This window comes from Nostoc sp. LPT (assembly GCF_017115165.1).
Lineage (GTDB): Bacteria > Cyanobacteriota > Cyanobacteriia > Cyanobacteriales > Nostocaceae > Nostoc.
Genome location: NZ_JABXKF010000006.1, coordinates 11,290 through 37,518 on the forward strand (window position 1 = coordinate 11,290; position 26,229 = coordinate 37,518).

At 41.3% G+C, this 26,229-nt stretch carries 26 protein-coding genes; 13 read left to right on the plus strand and 13 right to left on the minus strand.

Annotation, left to right across the window (positions count from 1 at the left end):
* Positions 1-92: 92 nt before the first annotated feature.
* Positions 93-1,520 (minus strand): hypothetical protein, encoded by a 1,428-nt coding sequence (locus HWQ58_RS01520; protein WP_292856879.1) that lies wholly within the window; start codon positions 1,518-1,520, stop codon positions 93-95.
* A 687-nt stretch (positions 1,521-2,207) separates the two neighbouring features.
* Between HWQ58_RS01520 and HWQ58_RS01525 the strand changes: the two genes are divergently transcribed.
* Positions 2,208-2,735: a hypothetical protein gene (locus tag HWQ58_RS01525; protein WP_292856881.1), complete on the plus strand. Its 528-nt coding sequence runs from the start codon at positions 2,208-2,210 to the stop codon at positions 2,733-2,735.
* Positions 2,736-3,002: 267 nt separating this feature from the next.
* Here HWQ58_RS01525 and HWQ58_RS01530 read toward each other — a convergent pair whose 3' ends face one another.
* The gene (locus HWQ58_RS01530; RefSeq protein WP_292856883.1) at positions 3,003-4,031 is read right to left on the minus strand and encodes a DMT family transporter; all 1,029 of its coding nucleotides are present in this window, start codon (positions 4,029-4,031) and stop codon (positions 3,003-3,005) included.
* A gap of 251 nt (positions 4,032-4,282) precedes the next feature.
* Between HWQ58_RS01530 and HWQ58_RS01535 the strand changes: the two genes are divergently transcribed.
* The 5 genes from HWQ58_RS01535 (at position 4,283) to HWQ58_RS01555 (ending at position 9,496) form a co-directional block, all read left to right on the plus strand.
* Complete coding sequence (locus HWQ58_RS01535) at positions 4,283-4,663, plus strand: hypothetical protein (protein WP_292856885.1); 381 nt, start codon at positions 4,283-4,285, stop codon at positions 4,661-4,663.
* A 363-nt stretch (positions 4,664-5,026) separates the two neighbouring features.
* Positions 5,027-5,758 carry a DUF4079 domain-containing protein gene (locus HWQ58_RS01540; protein ID WP_292856887.1) on the plus strand — a complete coding sequence of 244 codons (732 nt, stop codon included), beginning with the start codon at positions 5,027-5,029 and terminating at the stop codon, positions 5,756-5,758.
* A 48-nt stretch (positions 5,759-5,806) separates the two neighbouring features.
* Positions 5,807-7,225, plus strand: a complete 1,419-nt coding sequence (locus tag HWQ58_RS01545; RefSeq protein WP_292856889.1) for an ATP-binding protein — start codon at positions 5,807-5,809, stop codon at positions 7,223-7,225.
* 188 nt (positions 7,226-7,413) lie between these two features.
* On the plus strand, positions 7,414-8,088 hold the full coding sequence (locus HWQ58_RS01550) for a response regulator transcription factor (RefSeq protein ID WP_292856891.1): 675 nt from the start codon (positions 7,414-7,416) through the stop codon (positions 8,086-8,088).
* Between the two features lie 634 nt (positions 8,089-8,722).
* Positions 8,723-9,496, plus strand: a complete 774-nt coding sequence (locus HWQ58_RS01555; RefSeq protein WP_292856893.1) for an MlaE family lipid ABC transporter permease subunit — start codon at positions 8,723-8,725, stop codon at positions 9,494-9,496.
* Positions 9,497-9,641: 145 nt separating this feature from the next.
* Here the strand turns inward: HWQ58_RS01555 and HWQ58_RS01560 are convergent, their stop codons facing one another.
* Entirely contained in the window at positions 9,642-10,088 is a 447-nt protein-coding gene (locus tag HWQ58_RS01560) for a hypothetical protein (RefSeq protein WP_292856895.1), read from the minus strand.
* A gap of 386 nt (positions 10,089-10,474) precedes the next feature.
* Between HWQ58_RS01560 and cruF the strand changes: the two genes are divergently transcribed.
* Positions 10,475-11,383 (plus strand): gamma-carotene 1'-hydroxylase CruF, encoded by a 909-nt coding sequence (cruF, locus tag HWQ58_RS01565; RefSeq protein ID WP_292856897.1) that lies wholly within the window; start codon positions 10,475-10,477, stop codon positions 11,381-11,383.
* Positions 11,384-11,467: 84 nt separating this feature from the next.
* Positions 11,468-12,673 carry a 2'-O-glycosyltransferase CruG gene (cruG, locus tag HWQ58_RS01570; protein WP_292856899.1) on the plus strand — a complete coding sequence of 402 codons (1,206 nt, stop codon included), beginning with the start codon at positions 11,468-11,470 and terminating at the stop codon, positions 12,671-12,673.
* A 117-nt stretch (positions 12,674-12,790) separates the two neighbouring features.
* Here cruG and rnhA read toward each other — a convergent pair whose 3' ends face one another.
* The 8 genes from rnhA to HWQ58_RS01610 all read right to left on the minus strand — a co-directional run bounded on the left by rnhA (position 12,791) and on the right by HWQ58_RS01610 (position 18,856).
* Positions 12,791-13,699, minus strand: a complete 909-nt coding sequence (rnhA, locus tag HWQ58_RS01575) for a ribonuclease HI (RefSeq protein WP_292856901.1) — start codon at positions 13,697-13,699, stop codon at positions 12,791-12,793.
* A 244-nt stretch (positions 13,700-13,943) separates the two neighbouring features.
* Positions 13,944-14,078 (minus strand): hypothetical protein, encoded by a 135-nt coding sequence (locus tag HWQ58_RS01580; RefSeq protein WP_292856903.1) that lies wholly within the window; start codon positions 14,076-14,078, stop codon positions 13,944-13,946.
* Positions 14,079-14,148: 70 nt separating this feature from the next.
* Entirely contained in the window at positions 14,149-14,271 is a 123-nt protein-coding gene (locus tag HWQ58_RS01585; RefSeq protein WP_292856905.1) for a hypothetical protein, read from the minus strand.
* A gap of 2 nt (positions 14,272-14,273) precedes the next feature.
* A complete protein-coding gene (locus tag HWQ58_RS01590; RefSeq protein WP_292856907.1) occupies positions 14,274-15,014 on the minus strand; it encodes a M50 family metallopeptidase in 741 nt (246 codons plus the stop codon).
* Positions 15,015-15,247: 233 nt separating this feature from the next.
* Entirely contained in the window at positions 15,248-16,126 is an 879-nt protein-coding gene (locus HWQ58_RS01595; RefSeq protein ID WP_292856909.1) for an FHA domain-containing protein, read from the minus strand.
* 207 nt (positions 16,127-16,333) lie between these two features.
* Positions 16,334-17,056, minus strand: coding sequence for a 6-phosphogluconolactonase (pgl, locus tag HWQ58_RS01600; RefSeq protein WP_292856911.1), 723 nt, complete (start codon positions 17,054-17,056; stop codon positions 16,334-16,336).
* A gap of 266 nt (positions 17,057-17,322) precedes the next feature.
* A complete protein-coding gene (gene rph / locus HWQ58_RS01605; RefSeq protein ID WP_292856913.1) occupies positions 17,323-18,066 on the minus strand; it encodes a ribonuclease PH in 744 nt (247 codons plus the stop codon).
* A gap of 166 nt (positions 18,067-18,232) precedes the next feature.
* Entirely contained in the window at positions 18,233-18,856 is a 624-nt protein-coding gene (locus HWQ58_RS01610; RefSeq protein WP_292856915.1) for a nucleoside monophosphate kinase, read from the minus strand.
* A gap of 449 nt (positions 18,857-19,305) precedes the next feature.
* Between HWQ58_RS01610 and HWQ58_RS01615 the strand changes: the two genes are divergently transcribed.
* Both HWQ58_RS01615 and dcd read left to right on the plus strand, forming a co-directional pair.
* Positions 19,306-19,842, plus strand: coding sequence for a P-loop NTPase family protein (locus HWQ58_RS01615; RefSeq protein ID WP_292856917.1), 537 nt, complete (start codon positions 19,306-19,308; stop codon positions 19,840-19,842).
* 86 nt (positions 19,843-19,928) lie between these two features.
* Positions 19,929-20,498 carry a dCTP deaminase gene (gene dcd / locus HWQ58_RS01620; RefSeq protein WP_292856926.1) on the plus strand — a complete coding sequence of 190 codons (570 nt, stop codon included), beginning with the start codon at positions 19,929-19,931 and terminating at the stop codon, positions 20,496-20,498.
* A 30-nt stretch (positions 20,499-20,528) separates the two neighbouring features.
* On the opposite strand, the gene HWQ58_RS01625 is transcribed toward dcd, so the two are convergent.
* Positions 20,529-22,073, minus strand: coding sequence for a thymidylate synthase (locus HWQ58_RS01625; protein ID WP_292856919.1), 1,545 nt, complete (start codon positions 22,071-22,073; stop codon positions 20,529-20,531).
* 194 nt (positions 22,074-22,267) lie between these two features.
* Here HWQ58_RS01625 and HWQ58_RS01630 point away from each other — a divergent pair, with 194 nt between their 5' ends.
* Positions 22,268-22,483 carry a chlorophyll a/b-binding protein gene (locus HWQ58_RS01630; protein WP_094348273.1) on the plus strand — a complete coding sequence of 72 codons (216 nt, stop codon included), beginning with the start codon at positions 22,268-22,270 and terminating at the stop codon, positions 22,481-22,483.
* Positions 22,484-22,629: 146 nt separating this feature from the next.
* Positions 22,630-23,211, plus strand: coding sequence for a thioredoxin family protein (locus tag HWQ58_RS01635; protein ID WP_292856921.1), 582 nt, complete (start codon positions 22,630-22,632; stop codon positions 23,209-23,211).
* 387 nt (positions 23,212-23,598) lie between these two features.
* Here HWQ58_RS01635 and HWQ58_RS01640 read toward each other — a convergent pair whose 3' ends face one another.
* Entirely contained in the window at positions 23,599-24,111 is a 513-nt protein-coding gene (locus tag HWQ58_RS01640) for a hypothetical protein (RefSeq protein WP_292856923.1), read from the minus strand.
* A 783-nt stretch (positions 24,112-24,894) separates the two neighbouring features.
* Here HWQ58_RS01640 and HWQ58_RS01645 point away from each other — a divergent pair.
* Entirely contained in the window at positions 24,895-26,109 is a 1,215-nt protein-coding gene (locus HWQ58_RS01645; protein WP_292856924.1) for a type I restriction endonuclease, read from the plus strand.
* The last annotated feature ends 120 nt before the right edge of the window (positions 26,110-26,229 follow it).

The following is a 26,229-nucleotide window of genomic DNA, read 5'->3' on the forward strand; positions in this document are numbered from 1 at the left end:
AGAATGAGTAACCCAGCAGCCGCAAAGAAAGCGAGTAAATCGTTATCCATAAATACTATTTGCTAAAACTTTGCTAATCATAGCGGAATCATCTAATCTTTAGCATTTTTCTGAGTCTGCAATCTTTGATCTTCTGGGTGCAAACTGTACCACCCATACCAGTGGCGAACTGCTAGCCAAACCGCTGAAAGCAAACCCGCTAAACTAAGAGTTAGTCCGCTAAACGGTACTAATAATCCAAAAATCGGTAGCACTGCTCCCGCAATAGTAGCAACGATCGCAGCTAGGGAAGCACTGCGGCTAGCTCCCAATCCCCATGTTAAAATTAGTAAAATGATCGAAATTAAAGTCCAAGCCAACTGAGCATTAATAATGCGAGCTAGATAGGTCAAAGTCAACAGACAAGCAAAAAAAATACTACCAGCGATCGCAATATTTCTGAAACTCATTGGCAGTGACAAATATAACAACAATATCCACCACAAAAATATTGTCGGTGCTAGTAACAAAAGCCGGGGAATGATGCCAGTATGACGAATGGGGTCGGTGTTCGTAAACACTCCAAATGGATTTTTGACTGAAACATTATCGTCAAATTTCCAAGTAAACTGAGTACTACGTCCATCAACTTTAATCTCATTCGGTACAACCCCACTGGCAAAATCAGCCGGAGCAAAGTTGGCAATTGCTGTGAGGCGAAAATTAGAAAGCAACTGTCCTGCGGCGCTATAAACCCAGCGAGGCCCGCCTTGAGCCTGATAGGTGACTCGAAAGGTGGTTTCTTCTCCTGGTTGCAGCCGGAAGGGAAAGCCATAGTCTCCCGGATTAGTTTGTTGTAACCTAGTACCGTTACGCTCTACATTGTAGCCAGCAAGCAGTGTGTAGCCGTTAGGCGGCGGTGCTTCAAAAAAGAAATTATTAATATCCTTGAGTTGGTTAACTACTTTATAATCAGCAGTGTATTCCACGCGATAAATTGAACTACGACCTGGAACATCTACGCTTTGGTCTAGCTTGACTTGAATTTGCGAACCACCCAGCGTTAAGAAGCGGTTAATCTCTCGCGTATCATTGACTTTGACTATTTTGCCATTGGCTTGCGTAGTATAGGAATATGGCTCTTGGGTAGTGTAGCGCACTTGCGGGGCAGATTGTTCGAGCTTTTCACCTGCGACACTTTGGGCCACTTGAGCCACTCTTGTTTGTTCCCAGTGGTGATAACGATTGCTCAAAGTAGAACAGAGAAAAAATCCTGGTACTAACAGAATTAATATTAGAGTTAAATGCTGTAATCCCCGCAACAGTTGGGAATAACGAACAGCCCATTCGCCAATGAATATAAATTGTTCCGGCTGGCTGCGACGGAGAGAAAAACTGATCAGTGCGATCGCAACTCCCAAAGCTACGACCAAAAATACTAATAACAGTGAAGCTTTGAGCGCCTGGGTTCCAAATTGGACAAGCTCAATCGGATGCGTCAAATCGGGTAATCCGGGAATACCTTGAGCAGAAGATGACATTGGTTGATTTTTACAGAATTTGGAGAACCAGACCAATAAAATCTCTTAAAAGTTTCTGGACAATAGTTTTATTTGATACGTAGACAGTTTAAAGAAGTGCTGCGTTGGCGTAGCCAGCTGTAGGTATCGCTCTGTCCCTGATTTGCTCGACTGTAACTTGGTATAAACACCAAAAACCTGGTCATGAAGACCAGGTTTTTGAGGGAAAACAATGGGGATATATTCCCCGAAGGTTAGTTATAGAGGTTCAGTATAATATCGATGCTCTGATATTTACTACCACGCCATTGTTACCCATTCCGGAAAATTAGCTAAGAATTTTTGACTAGTCTTTTTTGATCTCCTAAAATACAGCAACCTGCATCAATCTGCCAAGGGCTTGTGCTATGCTTGCCTCGTTCATCCCTCAGAGCAATTGCATCATGCTAAATAGGGGTGCGATCGCACCTAGCGCATTTTCCTATCTTGTTAAGAGTTAAACCGCGTCTACCTTGAAAACCATAGTTTGTTGAAATCAGGGTAAAGTTCAGAACTCAAGCCACGACCGAATAATACACTCTCTTTAAAAACTCCAGGTTTCAAAATGGACGGGGTTTAAGAGTTCCCTTTTTTTGTAACTTTTTGCACCGCTGCTTATTTCACCCCTACTAGAAATATAATAAATGCTACAAATATAAGGTTATCAGAATGAAAACTCGTAGAATTTCCATTTTGTTAGCGGCTTGCCTATTTGGGGTATTCCTCATTACGGTTTTTCCATACTTTGCTTCAGCCCATTCTCAAGAACAGTTCTCCTCTTCAAGAAGATGTAGAAATTTCTTCGCGGGTAGCTATCTGACGACTATCGTTGACGCAAAAGGTAAATTCTCATCTCGGGGAGTTATTACCTTCTCAGAAGACGGTAATCTTTTTGTTACTGACTCGAATCAAGGTGGTGTGCAAGGAGTCTTCAATCCTTTTGGTGATACTCAAGGCTCATATACTTGCACTAGTAACCGAGAAATTCGCGCTCTAGGCATAAACTTTGATTTCTCAGGCCCCAACGGTATCAATGATATAGCTCGCTCCGATATCCAAGCTACTTTGAATCAGCAGTCTATGGAATTACAAGGAATAATTACTGTTAGTTCCTTTGCCTTAAAGGCCAATCCACTAAAAGGAGCAGGCTCAGTAGTAGGATCGTTCCAATTTACAGGACAGCGTATAACCCCCTAGCCGTTAATTCTCAGGGTAAGCGCATCTAAGTGTAGGATTGATAAATATTAATTTTCCGGCTTTTGCTGATGAACAATGCATTTGGTAGCTGGCAAGAATGGCTAACAGTATTCATCTATCTAGGTTTTACCGTCTTCATTATCTGGCGCGTGTTTACCGTCGAGAAGAATTAAAAAAGTTGCATATCATTTCACTAGGATCTTTTTGCTCAAAGGGAGAAATGAGAAATAACTCCTGTAGAGACACGATTAATCGCATCTCTACTTTTCAGATCCCTTTAAATCCCATATTTTGTTCTACTTGAGTTGCAACTTTACGAGAAATCTGAAGGCGAACACCAATTTGGCCCAGGAATATGCCAACTAAAATCAAGCTACCACCGATATATTGAGCAAAGGTAGGGACTTCACCCAATACCAAATAAGCTGCCAAAATTCCCACAATTGGAGTAAAAGAGCCAGCTAAGGAAGCCGCAGACACGGTAGAAGCTCTCAAGCCCTTGAGCCAAAATGATTGACCTAAAACCACAATTACAGCAGCATAAACAAGCATCCACTGCCACAGGAAAGGTGAAAATACATCCATAAAGTGGTCGCTGCCATAGAGAACTAAAGCACTAAAGAAAAATATTACAGTTCCTAGAGCAGTACGAAAGATACTAAAGATTCCCACCGGGATATCGGAAAGCCATCCTTTAACAATAATCGTTGAAACTACTGAAGCCACGGCTGCGATCGCCGCCAATAATTCCCCAATACCTACTTTTAAAGCACCCATGTTGATCGTAGTCGTCTCTGAGGGTTGCAGGAGAATAGTTAGGGCAACTCCGACAAATGCAGCGATCGCTCCTACAACTTCCCAACGATTTACCCGTTCCCTCAGTAACCAGACTGATAAAGCCATAGCCAGAGGTGGTTCCAACCGTCCAATCAAAATAATATTGTTGACTCCTGTTAATGCTAATGCCTGGAAAATTAAGCCAGGGACAAGCGCTCCTGATAAAATAGCTACCGCTATCAGCGCCAACCAATCTTTCCTTGACAGTTGCTGCAAAGCCTTTTTGTTCCAGTGTCGTTTATAAATAAGTAACATAACTATCAAGGCACATAGATTCCCTACGAATAAAACATTACATAGAGAGATCGGATTTCGACCATTCATGAAATGTTGAGTGCCAATTTGTGTCAGCTTGCGCGTAACCGCACTAGAGGCTCCAAAAATCAAAATTGCTAGCCAGAGATAGGTTTGACCGGGAATTTTATAGATAAAAGGATGCCATCTTCTCGGTCTGCTCATAATAATACTGCTGCAAAAAATACTCTTTACTATACTCAGCTAACTTGGGTAATTTAAGGTGAGATGAATCTGAGAAAACACTAAAAGCAGGCTGAAATTTAAAATATCACAGCTTCCTGAGAATCTGCTGAGTCTAAACTAAATTTTTCTAAGGAATAAATTCAGACAATTAGTAGATTAGTTTCACTTGAGCTTCAGTAGCAGATGAGATGCTTTAGTTCATCGGGAAACTTCAACACAAGGAAAAACAAATGAAAATTGCTTCTTCTGTGCTCACAGGCGTTGCTCTTGTTGGTATGCTAACAGTCTGGGATGTTCCACTTAAACTTGTAAGTCCTTCACTGGTGCAAGCATCAGCCGCAGAAAAGAAAGATGTTACAGGTTTGACTACTCAACAAAAGATTGATTTGGTCATCAAGCATAAGGGTCAGTTTGGTGGTGGTGATGAACTACGTCGTTTCTTTTTTGGCGATCTTGAACCGCTAGGTATTCAACCCGGTGGTGCAGGTATGGTGGTTAATCTTTACAATAAAGCCAATAATGTGACCTTTTCTTACTGTTCTACCTTTGATGTAGTAGTTGCGGTTAAAAAAGGTAAAGTAACAAAGTTTGAAGCTGATGAGGTCAAGTAATTCTTAGTTGTAAATAGATAAGCTAACGCGCCTACATATTGCACTATTTTTGGTGTAGACCGTCATTAGTCATTAGTCATTTGTGTTTACCAATTGGACTTTGGACAATTGACTTAGGACAACCTCACCAGTTGATGGCAACTTAAATACGTAAGGGTGCATCCCAGTTTTTATTTTACGACGAGATAATAATTGTCATTGCGTTCGCTCGCAATGACATGCAAAAAAGTGGGATGTTCCCAATACGTAACAGCTTAGACATAAATAGTTGAAGAAGAATTCAGGAGCGTCTTTGGCTTTGCTCCTGACTCCTGAATTCTGTTCAATAAAAGCAAATTTGTAACTTTTGATGAAAGGTCAGATATGGAATTTAGAGATGCTATCTTGTTGTTACATCCAGCGATCGCTGTACTCGTAGTATTTCCTTTAATTGGCGTCATTGTCAACCGCGCATTACAAGTTCGTCAACGCCGATTGCAAACTTTAGCCATAGGTAAGAGTAAAATTCCCCCCACTGTAGGGCAAGAGCATACTCAATTGGGCCGCTGGCTAACGGGAGCAGTTGTAGGTATTGTATTAATAGCGTTTGCCTACGATATTTTTGGTAATATTTTAGATAATCAAGTTTGGATTAAAGCACCATTTCAGGTAGTATTCATCGGGTTATTGTTTATGGCTGTGATCGCTTCTCTGTATTTACTCTATCAGGCAAAGCAGAAAAACTGGCGTGCCATATTTGCAACCCTCACAGGAATTGCATTAGTAGTGCTTGGATGTCAAGATGGTATCTACCGCAAAACTGACCAATGGTATATCTCTCACTATTATTATGGGCTAACCTCTGCTCTGCTGATGATTTTTTCACTCTCCATTTTGCCAGACATTTATAAAGATAAGACCAATCGCTGGCGCAAGATTCACATTATTGTTAGTTGCCTCGCTCTCTTACTATTTATCGGGCAGGGGATAACAGGAACGCGCTCATTATTAGAAGTTCCACTCACTTGGCAAGAACATTATATCAATATGCTCTATAAGCAAAAATGTGATACTAAATCTTGTACAATCCAGCCACTATCTTTACCTAAAAATTAATAATGAATAGAACTAACAATATTTTCAATCCTCTAGACAAAACTAAAAGTGAAGCAACCCACAAAGATTTGGATAAATCTTGACCCTTTTTCATTGCAATTACGCCTAACCATTGGTATTGCTACATTTTCAACTTTAATATTAGGTAGTTTTGCTGCATGGACTAGTTGGAAAATGCAGCAAATTTTGATTGATAGTCGTAAGCATAATATAGAAGAAATCACTGAGCGCTTGCCGCGCGATGTGCAACTTTACAGTGAAATGGTGCAACCGGAAACTGGATTACAAAAAGCTATTAATAACTTAGCAAATATCAACCTATTTTTATGGTTAAAAAGTCCTGATAATAAAATTTTGATAAAATCTGCTACTTTGGATTTGTTATCTAACTCTACGGTTACTGAGTTAATGTCCCTTAGTAATATGCAGATTAAACCACAAATTTACAAAGTTAATCAAAGGTACTTTGTTATCAGTAGTAGCTTTTTACAAGTGCAGGGTAAGTATCTGGGTAAACTATTTGTAGTACATGACATTACTCGTGAACACACAATGTTTATGGCAATGCTGCAAAGTTTGAATCTTAGCTGTATTTTAGCAATTATTGTAATAATAACTATAAGCACATTTTATATTAGCCGTTCTTTGCAACCACTGCGCCAGCTAAGTCAGATGACTTCTGTCATTTCTATAGAAGATTTAGGAAAAGCACAACTATATGTTGATAATGCACCCAGTGAAGTCAAAGAATTAGGTCAAACTTTAACCATGTTGTTATCGCGCCTCTCACAATCTTGGGAGCAAGAACGAGAATTTGTGAGTAATGTTTCTCACGAATTACGTACACCATTGACGATTGTACATGGTTACTTACAAAGCGTGTTGCGACGGCAGAATAACTTAACCGAAATTCAACAAGAAGCTTTAGAAACTGCTTCTTCAGAAGCCGAACGTACCATTCGCTTATTACAAGATTTACTTGATTTAGCACGAGCAGATAGTGGCTATTTGAATTTTCAGATGAAATCTTATGTCTTGAATGACTTAGTTGAAGAAGTCGTGGTGATAGCGCAAAAATATAGCGATCGCTTAATTACAATCGAGTCAACAGCTTATCCTATTGGAGTGAAAGTAGACTACAGCCGTTTTAAACAAATATTGCTCAATTTAATTAATAACGCTATTACTTATTCTGAAGATAATACGCCTATAATTTTAAAGTTAAATCAGTTTCATGGCAAAGCGATTATTCAAGTTTGTGACAAAGGTTATGGTATTCCTTTACAACACCAAACACGTATTTTCGAGCGATTTTACCGCGTAGATGAATCCCGCTCTCATGCTACTGGCGGTTGTGGTTTGGGTTTATCCATTGTTAAGACACTTGTAGAAGGTATGGGTGGTAGTGTATGTGTGCAATCAAAATTAGGAGAAGGGAGTGTGTTTACCATCACTCTACTTACATAGCTAGTCAAAGTCAGGTTAAAGTAGCACTTTGATTGTGACCGAAACAGACTCATGATACAGAGCAAGTAAATTTATTTATGGGGATTAAAAATTATTGAATTTTGAATTTTGAATTTTGAATTTGGAGCGTTCGCTCTTGGCGTCTCGTAGAGAAGCGACGTGACCCTATCCACTTTAAAATCAAAAATATGACAGCAAATATCCTCTTGGTTGAAGATGAAGTTAAACTGGCGCGATTTGTTGAACTAGAACTAAGTAGCGAAGGTTACAATATAAACGTGGCACATGATGGCATCGCTGGTTTAACGTTAGCACGGGAGTTATCGCCAGATTTAGTCATTCTTGATTGGATGCTCCCAGGGCTGTCAGGCTTGGAAATCTGTCGTCGGTTGCGGGCAACTGGCATCTCTATACCAGTAATTTTGCTGACAGCAAAAGATGAAGTTAATGATCGTGTGGCAGGTTTGGATGCAGGAGCTGATGATTATGTTGTCAAACCATTTAGTATTGAGGAACTGCTAGCTAGAATCCGCGCTCATCTACGCCGCACTCAAGAAACAGATCAGGATATTTTTCAATTTGAAGACTTGAGTTTAAATCACCGTACTCGCCAAGTTTACCGGGGTAAGCGGTTAATTGAGTTAACAGCTAAAGAGTTTGACTTGTTAGAATATATACTCTCGCATCCCCGTCAGGTATTTACTAAAGACCAAATTCTACAAAAAGTTTGGGGTTACGACTTTATGGGTAATTCCAATATCATCGAAGTATACATCCGCTACTTGCGCCTAAAACTAGAGGAAAATGATGAAAAACGCTTGATTCATACGGTGCGTGGTGTAGGCTACCTACTTCGGGAGTAAGTAGATCGGCGTAAATAATTATTGTTGGGATAAAGCAGGGGGCAGGAGGAAAAGGGTTTGAGCCTTGTTTAATTTTCTTCACACAGTTTGGTTTTATTGTACCAACTTACTTAGTCAAAATCAAAATATTTCTGATTAGCGTAGGCGTAGCCCGCACTTCGACCCTTCGACCCAACTCTTGGAGAGGCTGCACTTCGACAAAGCTCAGTGACCACGCCAACGGCAAGCTCAGGGCATCGCAAGAATACGCATTTGTCAGCAACAGCAAGACAGAATCTCAACTAATTATTTAAAGGTTTTCCAAGAAAAAATTCTTGATTATCTGACGGTTGAAAGTTCTCAAATTCCAGAAATTTTTAATCAATCTATGCTCTCAAAGAGAAGAACTTTGTTTTCTACCTCAAATAACGACGTAGAAAGTGCATCAACAATTTTGAGCTAATTTATCATACAGTCAACACCCTACCCTAATACCAATTTGTAATACTCTATGGGTAGATGCACTTTGTGCATCTACGTAATTGAGAAAGTCAGATTACATCTGGCTGGATTTCCACCATTTGTATATGTAGTCTTATTTTGGACAATTGATATAAAATGTGTGCAAAAAAAGCCAGTCTTAAGGACGATAAAATTGCAACCAAAAACAAATTTTGAGCAATCTGGGATTACACGCTGTTTTGCAGCAATACTGCTCTTTGGTCAAGTGTGGCTACATTTACTCCAAGGGAAAACCTACTACCGCAAGATTTTGCAACATCTTGTTACCGCTGGGCCAGGTTCTATCTCTCCAGTTCTCCTTGTCAGCGGTTTTGCAGGAATGATTTTTACTATTCAGATAACGAGGCAATTAGCCCGATTTGGGGCTGTCAATGCTGTGGGAGGTGCTTTTGCCTTAGCTTTTTGTAGAGAATTGGCTCCAATTTTGACCGCTAGTATTATAGCGGGACAAGTAGGTTCTGCCTTTGCAGCAGAAATAGGTGCAATGCGAGTCACCGAGCAAATTGATGCACTTTATATGCTCAAAACCGATCCAATTGATTATCTAGTACTTCCTAGAGTAATTGCTTGTTGTTTAATGGTACCTTTGATGACTATTTTGGCTTTAGTTACGGGCATCATTGGCGGAGTTTTTGCCGCATCAAAGTTTTACCAAATTATTCCCGAAACATTTTTAGAATCAGTCAGAAATTTTTTAGAACCGTCAGATTTATTTATTATTTTGCTAAAAGGGTTTATTTTTGGAGTGCTGGTTGCTGTCATTGGCTGTAGTTGGGGTTTAACTACTAGAGGGGGAGCAAAGGAAGTAGGAGAATCGGCAACAAAAGCAGTTGTTACTAGTTGGGTATCCATTTTTATTATGGATTTTTTCTTATCTCTACTGCTGTTTGAACAGCCTGCATTTTAAACCTAAGTAAGTATTGAACAAAATTCCCGATTTTTTAAGAAGTTGGAAATTTGAGCTTCAAAGGAAGTTGTAGGTAAATAATAGTGCTTCTAAAGCATTGGGGCAACCCAACCCAGGCATCGCTTGTTTTTTCAGATATACTTCATCACGTTAGCGGAATTTGGGAATATATGAACTTGTAGATTAGCGCACCCAAAGCTAAACCTCCCAATGAAAAGATAGAGGCAGTTGAAAAAGCTAGTCCTTCCTTAAGACCTGCTCTTTGAAAGTCTATCCTGACTAATATAGTCGCTGAAATTATAAGTAAAGTATCAAGAAATACCCGAAACCAGGCAATCATGATAAAGAATAAAAAAGCTGCTAAGACGGCAACACCGAAAGCCCTGGTATTTGATTGAAGAAAAAGACTGTAGTAAGATGTCATCTTCGACCAAGGAGCGGTCAACGTTATGATTAAAAGCAAAATAGCAACTACAGTTACCACCCACACAAATATAGGAGCACGTGTTTCTGATATTACCCAGCCCAAAGTACTGTAACTCAGCAGTACTAGTGCCAGGGACACCCAAGGAACTCTTTTCAAAATTGACATGGGTTTATATTTCTAGTAGAGGGTTAAGGTCTTATCGCATAAATTAAGTGTAGTAACTCAAGACTTTATTTTGCTTGAGGATTTGCTCAGTTTATGATGATTGTCCTTCCTTAAGGATATCCCAGTATCAAAGGAGTTTTTTATGATACGGGTATCAGTGAGACAAGAAACCAGAAGTTCTTACAGATAAAATTATGTAGATTTTGAATATATGGCTTAGACTAGTAAGTTTAGCATCATATTTTTATAGCTTCAATCAATAGACTTTTATGCTATTCACAAGAAAGCCAAACAAGTTTGTCGAAAATTGCGGTACAAATTAATTAAAGATTTGTAAACTGTTAGCAGCCGAGTAGCCGCGTGTCACATCTTGTTAAGGAATTATCATGAGACAACTTATTATTGCTGAACGCGTATGCCTCATTGGTCATATCGCGTCAAAAGCCTTTGGGCTGGTAGGGATGCTACTGGTAGTACCTAATGCCGAAATAATTTTCAACTTATCGCAGGTAGGTGAAACTGCCATACAGTTAAGTATGGCTGGCGGCGGTGTAGTTGATATCATCTTAGGGACAATAGCTGTCTCCATTTATGCCTACCGGACGTTGGGATTAGGAACTTGGCTAGCATTTATGCTACCAGCTATGTTTATCTCTTTGGGGAGTGAACTACTGGGAACTAGCACAGGGTTTCCATTTGGTGATTATAGCTACCTGAGTGGCTTGGGTTATAAGATTGGGGGGCTAGTTCCTTTCACAATACCCTTATCTTGGTTTTATGTTGGGCTGTCGTGTTATTTAATTGCGAGAACTGGTTTGAAAGTGCCTCAAAAACCCAGTTGGGGACGCCATATTGCTGCGATAGCCGTTGGTGCTTTACTCTTCACTTGCTGGGACTTTGCCCTTGAGCCAGGTATGAGTCAATCTTCTCTGCCCTTCTGGTATTGGGAACAACCAGGAGCTTTCTTTGGAACACCTTACCAGAACTATGTAGGTTGGTTTGGTACTAGCGCCCTGTTTATGAGTGTGGCAGGATTATTGTGGAGAAATACCTCGATTAAATTAGAGCGATCGCAACTCAATCTGCCCTTAGTCGTTTATTTAACTAACTTTGCCTTCGCCGCCGGACTCAGCTTGGCCGCTGGATTCTCCATTCCTGTATTACTCGGCTTATTGCTAGGTGTGATTCCGGCTGTGGCGCTGTGGTCAAGGAGTTCAACCACACCTGCTCAAGTTACTGTTGAACCAGTAACCAAAGAAGTATCAGTAGCAAAGGTTGAAGTTGCCTTGAAATAAGCGTTTTGGGGAATGGGGACTCACAGACAAGGAGAATAACCCATGCCCCATGACCAATGACCAATGACCAATGACCAATGACCAATGACCAATGACAACGCTTTGATAGTAGAAAGCGCCATTTCTCTTTTATTGCTACTTATCCAAGTACCAGCAACGGCGATTCTGTTTTCGCGCCTGTTAAAGGGGCCAAGACGCCATCCTCCAATAGAACCCCAACAGCCGACACTTGAGCTTTTAGGTAGGGTTAGCATCGTTGTTCCCACACTGAACGAAGCGCTTCGCATTAGCCCTCTGTTGACTGGTTTAAGTCAGCAAAGCTATGAAGTTCGAGAAATTATGGTTGTAGACAGCAAGTCCAGTGATGGTACGCCAGACTTAGTAAAAGCCTCACAGCAAAAAGATCCGCGCTTTCGCCTGATGACAGATGATCCCTTACCCTCTGGTTGGGTGGGGCGTCCTTGGGCATTGCATAACGGTTTTCTATATAGCTCAGAGGCTAGTCAGTGGTTCCTGGGGCTGGATGCTGATATCCAACCACATCCTGGTTTAGTTGCTGGTTTGGTAAAAACGGCCGAAGCACAAGGCTACGATTTGGTTTCTCTTTCACCCCAGTTCATCCTCAAATATCCTGGGGAGTGCTGGCTACAACCGGCTTTGTTGATGACTTTGCTTTACCGATTTGACCCAGCGGGGATCAATACAGAGCAACCAGAACGGGTAATGGCAAATGGGCAGTGTTTTTTGTGTCGTCGCTCCGTTTTAGCTGCTGTAGGTGGTTATAGCAGTGCGAAGAGTTCTTTTTGTGATGATGTCACCTTAGCACGCAATATTGCTATCCAAGGGTATAAGGTCGGCTTTTTAGATGGCGCAAAGGTATTAAAGGTACGCATGTATGAAGGGGCGATGGAGACGTGGAAAGAATGGGGGCGGAGTCTCGATCTCAAAGATGCAACTTCTCGCTCTCAGTTGTGGGGAGATTTATGGTTACTCGCATCTGTTCAAGGTCTACCCCTTTTAATTGTCCTGACTTTTTTGTTGATTTTTCCCATACTCTCATATCCGCCCACTCCCCCACTCCTGCTGCTGGGACTGAATTTATTCCTGTTGGTGATTCGCTTTGCGATGCTAATAGCGATCGCACCTTCTTACGATCGCACAAACGCTAAAGGCAGCTGGTTATTCTGGCTTTCCCCTTTGGCCGATCCCTTAGCTGTGCTACGAATCTTCTTATCTGCATTCCGCACCCCGCGCGAGTGGCGAGGACGCAAGTATAGTGCTGAGTTGTGAGTTGTGAGTGCTGAGTAGAGAGTAGAGAGTAGGGAGTGAGCAGTGAAAAATTGAGAGTAAGGAGTTAAAAATTCAAAACTCAGCACTCAGCACTCAGCACTCAGCACTCAGCACTCCTTACTCCTCTTCACCTCCTACTCGATCCCCGCGTTCCAATTCCCAAAGAATTTGATTTCCTTCACGGCGTACCCGTGACACTATCCAGTTTCGCCAGCGCCATTGATCTCCACGACTGGTGACAGCGCTGGCGTGGACATCCATCAAGTCTGCTAACTCAGAACTAGTGATTAAGTAGCCTTTTTCAGAAATTTCGTCAGCTATACGCAGAGTTTCGACCAAGCTGCGGAGTTGCGAAACCCTCATTTCTGGCGGTTTTTCATCGGTCACGGCCGCAGTTGGCCCAATTGATGGTTCCATAACGGTTATTTCTGGTGCAGAAGTACTGATTTCTTGTGGACTTTGGTTAATTATTCTAGAGTTTTTTTCATAATCAGCTACTTTTGCTACATTTAATTCATTTGTAGAAGGTAAAGATTTATCAAAATCTGTGGAAGATAATTGTTGTAGCGAAGGGGTTTTGCCACTAGCATAAGTGCGAGCGATCGCATCACAACGTTCGTTACCTATGTTACCAGAATGTCCCCGGACGTGTTGCCATTTTACTTGTTGGGTATTGAGTTCATCTAAGATTTCTAAAAGGTCTTGGTTTTGGACGGGTTTACCATCTGACTTTTTCCAGCCTTTATTTTTCCAGCCTTTTACCCATTTGGTAACGCAGTTAATCAGGTATTCGCTATCGGTATGAAGGATGATGGGTTGGGCTTGTTGAGATGTTTGCAGAAATTGAAGGGCGGCGATCGCAGCTTGCATCTCCATTTTATTATTAGTGGTATGAGGGGATGCATCGCCCATTTCGTGGATTGAGCCGTCGCTGAAGTAGACGACAACACCCCAACCGCCAGGGCCAGGATTACCGGTGCAAGCACCATCGGTATATATGCTTTGAATTATGGGTTGGGTGGACATGCTTAGAGTATCGAACCGCGAAGGTAAGAGTTATTAGCGGCAAATTTTTTTAACAATATCCAGGCTATTATACTGATAAAAACTCTTAATTCTTACTCCTGAATTCTGACTTTGGAATTCTTCTTTAATCCTCATCATCATGCAAATTTTCTATTTCTTCAGTAATTAGCGTCTGAAAATCTTTGTCACAATGATTGTACAGATGAACCGCAGCAGCTAGGAGTTCTGTGATAATTTCAGCTTGTTAGTTAACAGTTAAACTAATTAACTGTAACTGGTTAATTAAAGCTTGTACTTTCAGGCATTCTGTACCTAATTCAGCAATCAAGGTAGTGAGGGTTGAATTGGTGACTGCAAGAGGGCGATCGCTAATCTGCATATTTTAGTTATTGTCACAATCTTTTACGTACTTGTTGAATTGCCTGGTCAAAAGCACAAATCTTTTTTTCCTAATACTCAATTAAACCTTCGTCAGGAAAACTCTTCTCTGATTCCAGTCTAATCTTTTCTTGATGTTCGGTAATTCTTTGAGCTAAAGATTCAATCGTCTTTTGATGGTGCTTCTTACTCATTACTAAGAACGATAAGCAACACGGAGACTTTGGATTAAAATTACCAGAGATGCGATCGCCATTAACCCGCCCCAAAACCAGTAAGGTAAAAGCAAATATCGCTGCATTTGCGCTGTATCAGAAATTCCAAGGGGGCCAGCAGAACTACTAAATAGATAATCAAGTTGATGGTACGTACTTACACAAGCTTGTACACCCAAAAATTGAATCACAAACCCTTGTGTCCAGCGAGGTGCTCTTAAGGCAATACCTAAGATTATTAAACTTAGTAAGGGAATTGCCACCAATCCAAACCAGGAACGCACCCAAATTAATGTGGACAACAGCAAAAAACTTCCTAAAATTTTCAAACAGAGGGTTGCTGCTCTAAAACTGCGGGAAGCCAGAATCAAAGCTGCACCGGCAAGAGGCGGCCCCATTGGCCCGGCTGCGGCAATTATTGCCGGGACAATTGGCCCCAACGACGACTGGATGCCATAAGTTGCAACACCAGAACCATTGCTAAAAATCTGCAACTTCTGAAACTGTCCCCCTAATAGCAGTGCCATTAAACCGTGACCCATTTCATGAAACCAAGTTGCCAGAATTGTAAATGGGTATAAGATATAATTCCCTCCTGGTACTTGCCACAATAAAGCAGTTGCGATCGCTGCTGCAACTAGCCAGGTTAACCCCATACGTTCAACAACTGGCGGGGCTTCTTTAGTGAGCAAGGGTTTAAAATTTTTACTTGGTTCCCTCATAGGTGACTCATTGGCAGTGTATTTCCATCCTAGTGTAATTATTAAAGTAATGGAGTTGCTGGGCAATACAACAATTCGCACCTTGAAGCGACGGCTGTCAACTATGGCGCTAAAGTGAACAACATAGTTATCCGTCGCTTATCTGATGCAGTTCATTTGTTTCTCCTCCAAAATGGATGCCGGAGGATGGGCAGAAAATACTTAGATTGATGTCACAATCGATCGAGAATCAGTTAAGCAAGTTGAAAAAGGAATGTCATTAAGTCTCCTTTACCCAAGCTGATCCGATCGCCTGGTCGCAAGCGATGACGGTTCCCTGGTAAAAGTGGCAAATTATTGATGTAAGTGCCATTAGAACTTCCCACATCCTCTACATAATGAGCATCTCCCTCGACGCGAATATCTGCATGAATCCGCGAAACAATTTCGGAATTGGGAAATCCTGAAACATCTATATCTGGAGGAATCCGGTCATTGGGCTTGCCGATATGAATCACAGAGAAATTTTGCGGCAATTCAATTAAGCGATCGCTTTGAACGTGGATTAACCGTGCTGTAACCTGCTGCAATTGCGTTCTGGCAGCAGTTGCAGTTGGTGCTGGTGCTGCTGGTTTTGCTTCGGCTTCAGAGGCTGGTGCTGGTTCCACAGGTGGTGGAGTTGGAATACTACTTTGTCCAGAGACTACAGGTTGAGCTACAACAGTTGGCACTGGCTCTGGGGGGGTGCTTACTGTAACAGGTAGCTGTGGCGCTGGTTCTGGGGGAACTGCCACCTCTGTTGGTGGTAAAGATGATTCGCGAGGACGCGAGTTAGTAGAACCGCTTATTCCCAAGGCATCTGGTTGTAAAAGTTCTAACAGTGGATCTGGTGGAACTAACGCTGGCACTTCCACGGGAATATCGGGAGTTACTGTTGCAGCTACTGCGGTATGAACGTGTGGAACACCCGCAGAGTGAAGGTTATAGCCACACTGACCGCAGAATGCAGCATCTGCCTGCACAGTTGCCCCACAACTGGGACAATTAGTAGTCGCAGGTAACGGTGTATAACAAGCTTCACATTGGACAGCGCCGTCAGGGTTGGGATGATTGCAATTAGGGCAGACGATCATCGATATTTAGCCTTTGTTCAAGATCATCATAAATATAGTTAGGACTGGCAAGCAGAAGGCGGCCGTAGATTTAGATTCTAGCAATTACTGCTAATGGAACGATGAATTGGATACTCTTACACAGGAGGCAGGGGGCAGGGAGAGATGAGGGAGATGAGGGACAAGAATTAATAACCATTCCCCATTCCCCATGCCCAATTCCCAAGTTTAATGTTGAAGTTCCAAACCTGCTGCCGCATCCAGCAGCCACCAAAGTTCTCCTTGAGGTTGAATTAAGCGGGATGGGTAAGTAAAGTCATCAGCTACAGGTGCAAAGACTTGCGCTAAAGCTGGTCGTTTATTAGCACCAGCAACCAGAAAAATCACGCTACGAGCAGAGTTGATGAAGGGATATGTGAAACTTATCCTGGGGTTTCCGTCTTTGTTACCTACAGTCACGAGGCGATCGCGTACTTTAAGAGCCTCTGTGTGGGGAAACAAAGATGCGGTATGTGCATCATCACCCATTCCTAGTAATACTACATCCAAGGGGGGAAACTCGACACCAGAAGAATTGAAAAATTCTTTAAGATGTTGTTCGTACTTGGCAGCAGCCAGTTCTGGATTGGCTTCTAAAGTTAGTACGGGGTGAATGTTAGCCGCTGGGATATCAACACGATCTAGCCACGCACGACGTGTCATCAGTTCATTGCTATCGGGGTGATCTGGTGGTACGTAACGCTCATCCCCCCAGAATATATGAATTTTATCCCAAGGCAGTTTTTGAGTAGCAATCGCTTCGTATAACGGTTTAGGTGTACTGCCGCCAGATAAGGCGATGGTAAACCGCCCCCGCTGCTCAATGGCAGTTTCTAACTTAGACAGGATTAATTCTAGCGCTCGTGCAACCAGCGCTGGCTGATCCGGTAGAACTTCAACAGTTTTGTTCATGGCTTCATCATCATATTGCTGGCTTCTGGCAATACAATACCGAACTTATTACAATCTCCCTTTTTAACTTTTGAAACATTTAACATCGTGGATTAGGTAAGCTGGAAAAATGTAGATGCTCATTATCACCTTCAACCCTAAGTTGTCAGTAGTCAGTCGTACTAACTACTTTCATGATTATTTTTATTTACATCCAGTTACTTGATACTTTGTTGATTAACGCCACAAAGGATACATTTATTAATTCTTATTAAAAATTAATAAAACTAATTAATTACAAACAATGCTTCCCAGTCAGCGATCGCTTCACGTTGGGCAATTAACAATTCTTGAATTCCTTTTTGGGCGACATCTAGCAGTTGATCTAACTGGGTGCGGCTAAAGCTGCCTTCTTCGGCTGTTCCTTGGACTTCAATGATTCCCAGGTGTTGATTCATCACCACATTAAAATCTACTGTTGCAGCCACGTCTTCGATATAATTTAAATCCAAAAAAGGCTCTCCCTCCAGTAATCCTACGGAAACTGCTGCTACCTGTCCACACAAAGGCGATCGCTCCAATACGCCCTCTTGCAACAATTTAGAAATTGCATGAGCCAACGCTACAAGCGAGCCTGTAATTGCTGTTGTCCGAGTTCCGGCATCTGCTTGCAACACATCAGCATCCACAGTCAGCGTGCGTTCTCCCAGTACCTCAAAATCTATTGCTGCGCGTAAGCTGCGTCCAATTAAACGTTGAATTTCTTGCGTCCGTCCAGATAATTTCAATAATTCCCTTTCTTGGCGTTTTTGAGTAGCAGATGGTAGCATACGGTACTCAGCAGTTAGCCAGCCTTTACCAGTTCCTTCGAGAAACTTCGGAACTCCCTTATTAACGCTAACAGTACAAAGTACCTGAGTATCACCGCATCTTGCGAGAACAGAACCGGGGGCAAAGCGGGTGAAACTGGGGTGAAAGCTGATCGGACGTAGTTCGTAGGGAATCCGACCGTCAGGACGCTGCCAAGCCATTGGAGTTGCCTCAAGTTTTACAATACTGCCTTAAGATTACCTTAGTGTTATTGGGCATTGGGCATTGGGCATTGGGCATTGGGCATTGGGCATTGGGCATTGGGAAGAATTCTTCCTAACTCCTAACTTTCCCACTCAGCACTCAGCACTCAGCACTCAGCACTCTTCAAGGAACTGAAAGCAGAGTCAAAATATTTTGCTGTACCATCTCTGGTGACTGGTCGCCGTTGATGGTCAACAAGCAGCGACGACGGTCGTAATATTCTAGGATGGGAATGGTGCGATCATAAAATAATTCTACACGGCGCTGCACGATTTCTGGTTGGTCATCTGGTAGCGATCGCCCCAAGGATCGACTAACCATCACTGCTTCCGGGACTTGGAGATAAATTGCCCAATCTAGCTTTTGCCCTAAATCATCCAATAAAAAATCTAATTCTTCAGCTTGGAACGCAGTACGGGGATAGCCTTCTAACACCCAATCGCAGTTAATGTCTGGTTGTCTGAGGCGTATTCGGATCAATTCAATAATCATTTCGTCTGGAACTAACTCCCCTTTTTGCATGTAGAGCTGTGCGTGGTAGCCTAGTTCACTTAAGCTAGCGTAAACCGAAAGAGAAGTCCGGGGATCGGCTTCCAACCATCGAAATTCCGGCAGGGGCTGATTGCCAGATATTGCTGACCGTAAAATCTCACCTGTAGAAATCAGAGGAATATCAAAGTATCTGCAAAGCCTTTGTGCTTGAGTGCTTTTCCCCGATCCTGAACCTCCCAGAATCACCAATCTCACAACAATTTACTCCTCATCCTGTCAAATTCCCTACTTGCTAAGTCTGTTTTGCCCAAACAACCGATAAATTTAACATTTAGCGATTTTCAGGCGTTCTGCCTAGCTTTTTTAAATAATTGGAACTGTAACTCTGATGTTTTCATTTTTACAACTCATTTCAGAGAAAACACGAAAACTTACAGCGGTTAGCGGTTTTATAAAATACATCTAGAGACGTTGTATGCAACGTTTCTACAAGCTTTCGGGTTTTGTCTATGTACTTCATTTACCTGAAATATGCCGTAAATCAAACAGGACTCTTGACTTCAATACAAACCTAGTGTTTGACTAAGAATGCAATTTGCCAAATCCACCACACCTGTGAAAAACAGATTAATTATACAGGCAAATTTATCAAAATTAACGCCAGCAATAACCCTTAATTTGTTGTATTTTTTGAACTTAACCTTATGATTGCCCAGCTAGAAACTCAAAGTATCAATTCAACCCTAACCCTACCATATCCAGTTGAAGGACTAGTGCAAGTTTTCACTAGTTCCCATCGCAACTTTTTTACGAGCGTGATGGCTCAATCACTGAGAATAGCTGGACAAGGAACGCCAGTATTAATAGTGCAGTTTCTCAAAGGAGGTATTCGCCAAGGACAAGATCGACCTATACAATTAGGACAAAATTTAGATTGGATTCGCTGTGATTTGCCTCGTTGTATCGATACACCACATTTAGACGATACAGAAAATCAAGCCTTACAAAAGTTGTGGCAATATACACAACTTGTTGTGTGTGCGAGCAAGTATTCTCTCGTGGTGTTAGATGAGTTAAGTTTAGCGATTAACTTTGGTTTAATTCCTGAAACGGAAGTTTTAGCTTTTTTGGCAAAACGCCCTCCCCACATCGATATCATTCTCACAGGACCAGAGATGCCAAAATCCCTTCTCGATGTAGCAGATCAAATTACAGAAATCCGTCGGAGTTATCGACCTTAAACAAAATACTCAATTCAGGATATCCTAGTAATTCCGTTTGAATTAGCTGTGAAGTTGTGATTAAAAACGATATCTGGATTACTGAAATGGCTCAACAGGGTCTAATTTCCCCCTTTGAGCCAAGTTTAATCCGAAAAGTGCAAAAAGATGAATCAGTGGCAGTTAAACATGTAATCAGCTACGGTTTATCTTCTTATGGCTACGATATACGCCTTTCTTCGGCCGAGTTCCGCATTTTTCGTCACATTCCCGCAACTGTAGTTGATCCCAAAAACTTTAATCCTCAGAATCTGGAGCCAACAGCACTGCATACAGATGCCAATGGTAGTTACTTTATTTTACCTGCTCATTCCTATGGACTTGGGGTTGCTCTAGAAAAACTGGAGGTTCCTGAGAATATTACTGTAATTTGTATTGGAAAATCTACGTATGCGCGTTGTGGCATCATAGCAAACCTAACACCTGCTGAGGCTGCATGGCGGGGTCATCTAACTTTAGAATTTTCCAATTCTTCCAGCGCAGACTGTCGCATCTACGCTAATGAAGGCGTGGTGCAATTGCTATTTTTAGAAGGTGAACCTTGTGCTATCAGTTACGAAGCTCGTCAAGGTAAATATCAGGATCAGCTAGAAATAGTTACACTGCCTCGCATTTAGTGTAATATTATACAAAACTATCAATTGAATTTACTTTGAAAGAAAATGGGTTTTTAACGGCTTATCCTGTTCATAAATTAGACCTTGGCTTATTGATAAAACAACTTCTGCTTTTTGCAACTCTGCTCCCAAGTACATTGCATGTTCTACTTGTAAACCTGGACAATCAGCTGCTATTTGCCCATAAACTTGACTTGCAGATTTACCTGAATAACAATTAACTACTTCTCCAGAGCCAGACGTTGTGTGTTCTACTAAAATAATGCCATCTTGTACATTGATCATAAAGTTACCTGAAGGATCGCTGTAATCCTTTTGCTTAAAAATTTTGGGGTACTGATGTTGAATCAGTTTCTCAGCGTTTTCAAAACAGTCATCATAAATATGGGCACTTTGGCTAATAGTAATTAATGGGCCCATTTTCAGATGATGCGTTGATTGTTTAGTAACTGCATCCAAAATATATTTCTGCAAAGCTCTTAACCCCATAGCATTAGCAGGCCATGCTGAAAACATATCATTACTGCGGAAAGTTGCTGTTAAAGATAGTTCCTGATCAACAACTCGTATCCAAATGTGATTAAGGCAAGGTGGACTATCGTTTAAAAGCAGGTCATTACGCACATCCCACAGGGACATAACTACCCTAGCTGAATCAATATTATCTGAAAGTTTTTTAATTACTGCCTTAATTTGGTCAATTTCATCAAATCCTGAACGGAGGCGTTGACCATATGTGTACTTTACTCCTTCTTCACTGTAAGAAACATCATCTAAAATTGACGAGGTATAAGCATTGATGGAAGAGTGATCAAATGGCAAGTAATTTGGTTCTGGAAAATGGAAGTTATCAGGCTCTGAAGTGACAATTGCCATTAAGTCAATCAGTTCTTGCCATTGTCCATCATGCAGTGTAGGGCGAATTGTGCCTGTTGTCTTAATGCGATGGATAATTTTTACCCAAGTTTCGGCTATGGTCTTGCCTTCAATTCGATGTCCGTAGCGTGGTCCAGGTAAAACAGTTGATTCAACGGTTGACATGTCAAACCCAAACCTTAATGGCAAACTCCACGGCTCAATCACGTCTCGTTCGGCATAGGAATTAACTTGATTAACTGCATCAGTAATTGATTTGGCTTCTTTCCAGTCTATGGATTGTCGTAATTTTTCTAGGGCATTAATATCAATATCAATATCAATATAACTAAGAATAGTAGAGCGAATTATCCAACAACGCCGTCCAGTGTCACTCAAACCTTCTTCAATACCATTGCGGAAAAAGTCCAGCAGGCACTCACATCCGCCTGCATTCTTGTCTTCCTTCGTAGCGTTGAGAACAACTAAATAGCGAACGTGTGGATTCAATAGCAAATTGCGAATTAGTAAGTTTATCCCCCTTGTAGGCGAGTATAGTTGCCCAATTACAGCATACTCTTCGGGTTGCATGTGTTTAGCTATCGCCTGCTTTACTGTCCATCCTGTGATCACTGCCGTCTGACCTAGGCCATAAATAAGTTGGTTGGGCTTGTGCAGTGCTTTGTACTCGAATTGGGTTGCCTTACCCGTTGCTGTCATGATTGGCTAAAAATAAAAAAATTAACAATCTTTTATTTTATCACTAAATCTAAATTGGTACTAGTTTCCGAGAAGGTAGGCTTTGGAATTTTACCTAACATGCAGCCAATACCTTATAAAATAATACGTTTACTTTACACATATTAATATTTTTGTTACACTTATTTACATAAAGAGAAGACGGAGGAAAATCCATGCGTACAAGCACTGCTATAATTGATGACCAAGGCAAACTGAACAACTTTGCGATCGAGCCAAAAGTTTATATAGATGAGCAAGGCGATCGCACTGGTTTCACTCCTTATGCAGAAATGCTCAACGGTCGTTTAGCAATGATTGGTTTTGTCTCTCTGATAGCATTAGAAGTATTCACAGGACACGGTATTGTTGGTGTTTTGGCAAGTCTATAAAAACTAATTTCTTTAACATAACTCTCAAAAAATGATAGGAGACGGTAAGATTACCGTCTCTTAATTTATGGAAAACTTAGTGCTAGAGTGAAAATATACTGATAACAAAAGCCGTTAGTTATCAGCGTAAAAATATTGGGTGAACTATGGCTTTAACTGCTTCAACTATGTTACCACTAGGCACAAAAGCACCAGATTTTGATCTACCGGAAGTAGTATCTGGAAAGGCAACTTCACTTTCTACATTCGCAGAGAAAAAAGCACTATTGGTAATGTTTATTTGTCGACATTGCCCGTTTGTAAAACACGTCCAAAAAGAATTGGTGCAGTTAGGAAGAGATTATTTTACAAGTGATTTAGCGATCGTTGCCATCAGTGCTAACGATGCAAAGAATTACCCAGATGATGCGCCAGAGTCGTTACAAGCATTTTCTACAGAACAAGGGTTAAATTTTACCTTATGCTACGACGAGAGCCAGGAAACGGCAAAAGCTTACACAGCAGCTTGCACACCAGATTTTTTTGTATTTGATAGCGATCGCCAACTTGTTTATCGGGGACAATTAGATGATAGCCGCCCCAGTAATGGTAAACCCGTAACAGGTGCAGATTTACGCGCAGCCATTGAAGCAGTGCTAGCGGGTAAACCTGTTACAAGTGAGCAAAAGCCGAGTGTTGGTTGCAATATTAAATGGAAACCTGGAAACCAACCCAGTTATTTTGGTTAACAGGGATTGGGCATAGGGCATTGGGCAAAACAGTTCCTCTTTTCCCAGTTCCTCGGCTTAGAGTAAAGAAGCGAGATTTTCAACTCAGCACGGGCTAAACGCCCCGCTTCCGCTAACATGACTGAGCACTCTTGAGGGGCATTGGACAAAACAGTTCCTCTTTTCCCAGTTCCTCGGCTTAGAGTAAAGAAGCGAGATTTCCAACTCAGCACGGCCTAAACGCCCCGCTTTTGCTAACATGACTAAGCACTCTTGAGGGGCATTGAGAAGAGACAAGGAAGACAAGGAAGAGGGGGGAGATAAGGGAGAGATTTATTCAATAATTCCCCCTTATCCCCCTCATCTCCCTCTACTCCCCTACTCCCTACTCCCTACTGCCCACGACTGTTAATGTTTAATTTCCAAATTCAGTATGTAGCATCCTAATTGGACTTTTTCTGCCCACAATTCATATTCCAGCCGCAAATGCTCTGGCAAGGGATGTCCGTTGAGAGTTAGGCTACGAGTAAAATTTCGTAAACGAATGGGATCGTTAGGTTGCAATGACTCAGTTGGCAACCAATAGCGACTAATACCATAAACACCCTGTTCCCAAAAGTGACGGTAACTCACTTGAGCATTACCTTGCATAGTCATGATGACTCGGTAAGGGGAAATCTCCAGCCACAAAATTCTGGGACTGTTAGGGGCGTAAGCTTTGCTCTTAGTTTGAGGAAGTGTGTCTTCTGGACTTATGACACTCTCTACTTCACAGCTAATTAAGGGTGGTGCGGTCATTAGTAAATGAAATCGATCGGTATCTTTTTGATACAATGTCGCGGCAGTTTCGACAACAGACCAGATTGGTAGGTCAGTAGAAATAAGTGATAAGCACACGGGCTTGCGGTGATGGGTCAGCATGGGAGCGATAAGGGCTAAAAGCTATTGAACAAAATGAAATGAACACTCTAGCTGTCTAATAGGTCGGGGTAGGAAACTAAATAGTAAAACAGGCTTAATATTAATGAATCCGCTGATTTGTTAATAAGCTACACAAATCTGGATGAAACAGGTAGAATGTCAGCTTACACAGCAAAAACGGTATTTTTCTCTAGAGAAAGCTAATTCGGAAGTAAAGCTTGTAAATATTCTAAGGCTATAGCTTCAAAACAGTGGCAGTCGTTTTAGAGGCTAAAAAACCTTCTTCAGGGAGACTTACCGTAGATTGGAGTAAGTTTCATACAGCCAAAAGCAATAGGATACTAGGAAGGAAGTCACCAGAAGCGACAAACTAAGTCGCTGATGAACTTCCGGTGTATTCAAATGCCAGTGTATCCTAATGTCGGCTTCTGTTATAACCGTAGAAACTCACGAAAACCTTTCTCACCAAAATATTGCTGAGTAAAAAGTAAAATTCATTGACTCAGCAATATTTTGGTCTGCCCACTGACGGGGTGACAAAGAGGCTGAAGCTTCATAAAAAATCATTCTGATTTATTTTTATTCATTACCGATGCCATTGCACCTGTGAACAAGTCATGAGTGTTACAGGCTGGTACTTATTTGGGAATACTTTTATAGGAGTGATAAAAAAGGCGATCGCGCTAACACTTTCAATTTAAATGTACTTTATCACCTTACAATCACTCCTATTTTACAAAAAATATTGTATTAATACTCACTAATCTACCAGGAGCAAACAAGATGGGATTCACTGAAGATATTACCAAGCTGTCTGAACAAGTCCGTAAGCGGGCTGACCAAGTTATTGGCGAAGAATCTACTAAGATGGCACTGATTGTTCCTTTTTTGAGTGTTCTTGGCTACGATGTCTATGATCCTAGTGAAGTAATGCCGGAATACGTGGCAGATTTTGCTATTAAAAAAGCAGGGCAGTTTGAAAAAGTAGATTACGCTTTAGCTATTAACAATAATATAGTTATGCTCGTAGAGGCAAAAGCCCGTGGTCAAAAAGCTGAAGCACATGATGGGCAACTGAGTCGCTATTTTAATGGACTTTTGACAACAAAAGTAGCTATCGTCACTAATGGGGTTGAGTACCGTTTCTTTACAGACTTGCATGATAAAAATGTCATGGACAAGGAGCCATTTTTTACTTTTAACATCCTGGAATATGATACCAAAGATATTGATAACCTCAAGTTCTTTCACCGTGATAATTTTGAGGTTACAGCTATTACCAACCATGCTGAGGAAATGGTTTATGTAAAAGGCATGACTCAACTTCTAGGAAATCTTTTACGTTCTCCTTCTGAAGAATTTGTTCGCTTTTTAGTGACTGAACTTGGTACAGTTGCTCCTAGTTATGAAATTAAAGGTCGAATTACTGGTAAAATTATTGATAAATTCAAACCAATTGTTAAAAAGTCGATTCAGGGAAGTTTAGTAGAGTTAATGACTCGCTCACTTACTCCAGTAATAGATCAGCCTGTTGAACCTCCAATAGACATAGATAATGGAGAAGTGGATATACAACCAGATCCTCAAGAATCAAAAGTAGTAACAACTGCTGAAGAAATCGAAGCTTTTGAAAAAATTAAAGCAATTACGCAAACCTCAACGAGTTACAATTATCAACTCCAATACAAAGATACTGTTTCATACTTTGGTATCAATCTTGTTGGCAAAAGTACTTGGTGGTTTCTGCGGCTGTATCTATCTTCGCAGAAAAAAAGTTTTGTTACTCGACTAAGTGTAGATGAAGTAAAATCGCTAGCTTCAAACTTTGAAGTGCAGCAAGTAACAGCTTCTCTAGGGGATGTCGCATCAAAAGTAATTATTTCCTCTGTCAGTGATTTAGATAAGCTGACATCACTGATTCTCAGATGTTACGAGGCAGAAGCAGCAAAGCATCAAACATTGACTCCAGATGTAATCAGAATGGAAAAATCAGCTTAACTCAAGGTATCTACTACCAAACTACACCTAACCAACTATCTCCGATTTTTACCTGCTAATAAATTATATCATGTCCGGGTAATTAGTTACGATTAAACTCCAAATTGAATCCACCAGTGA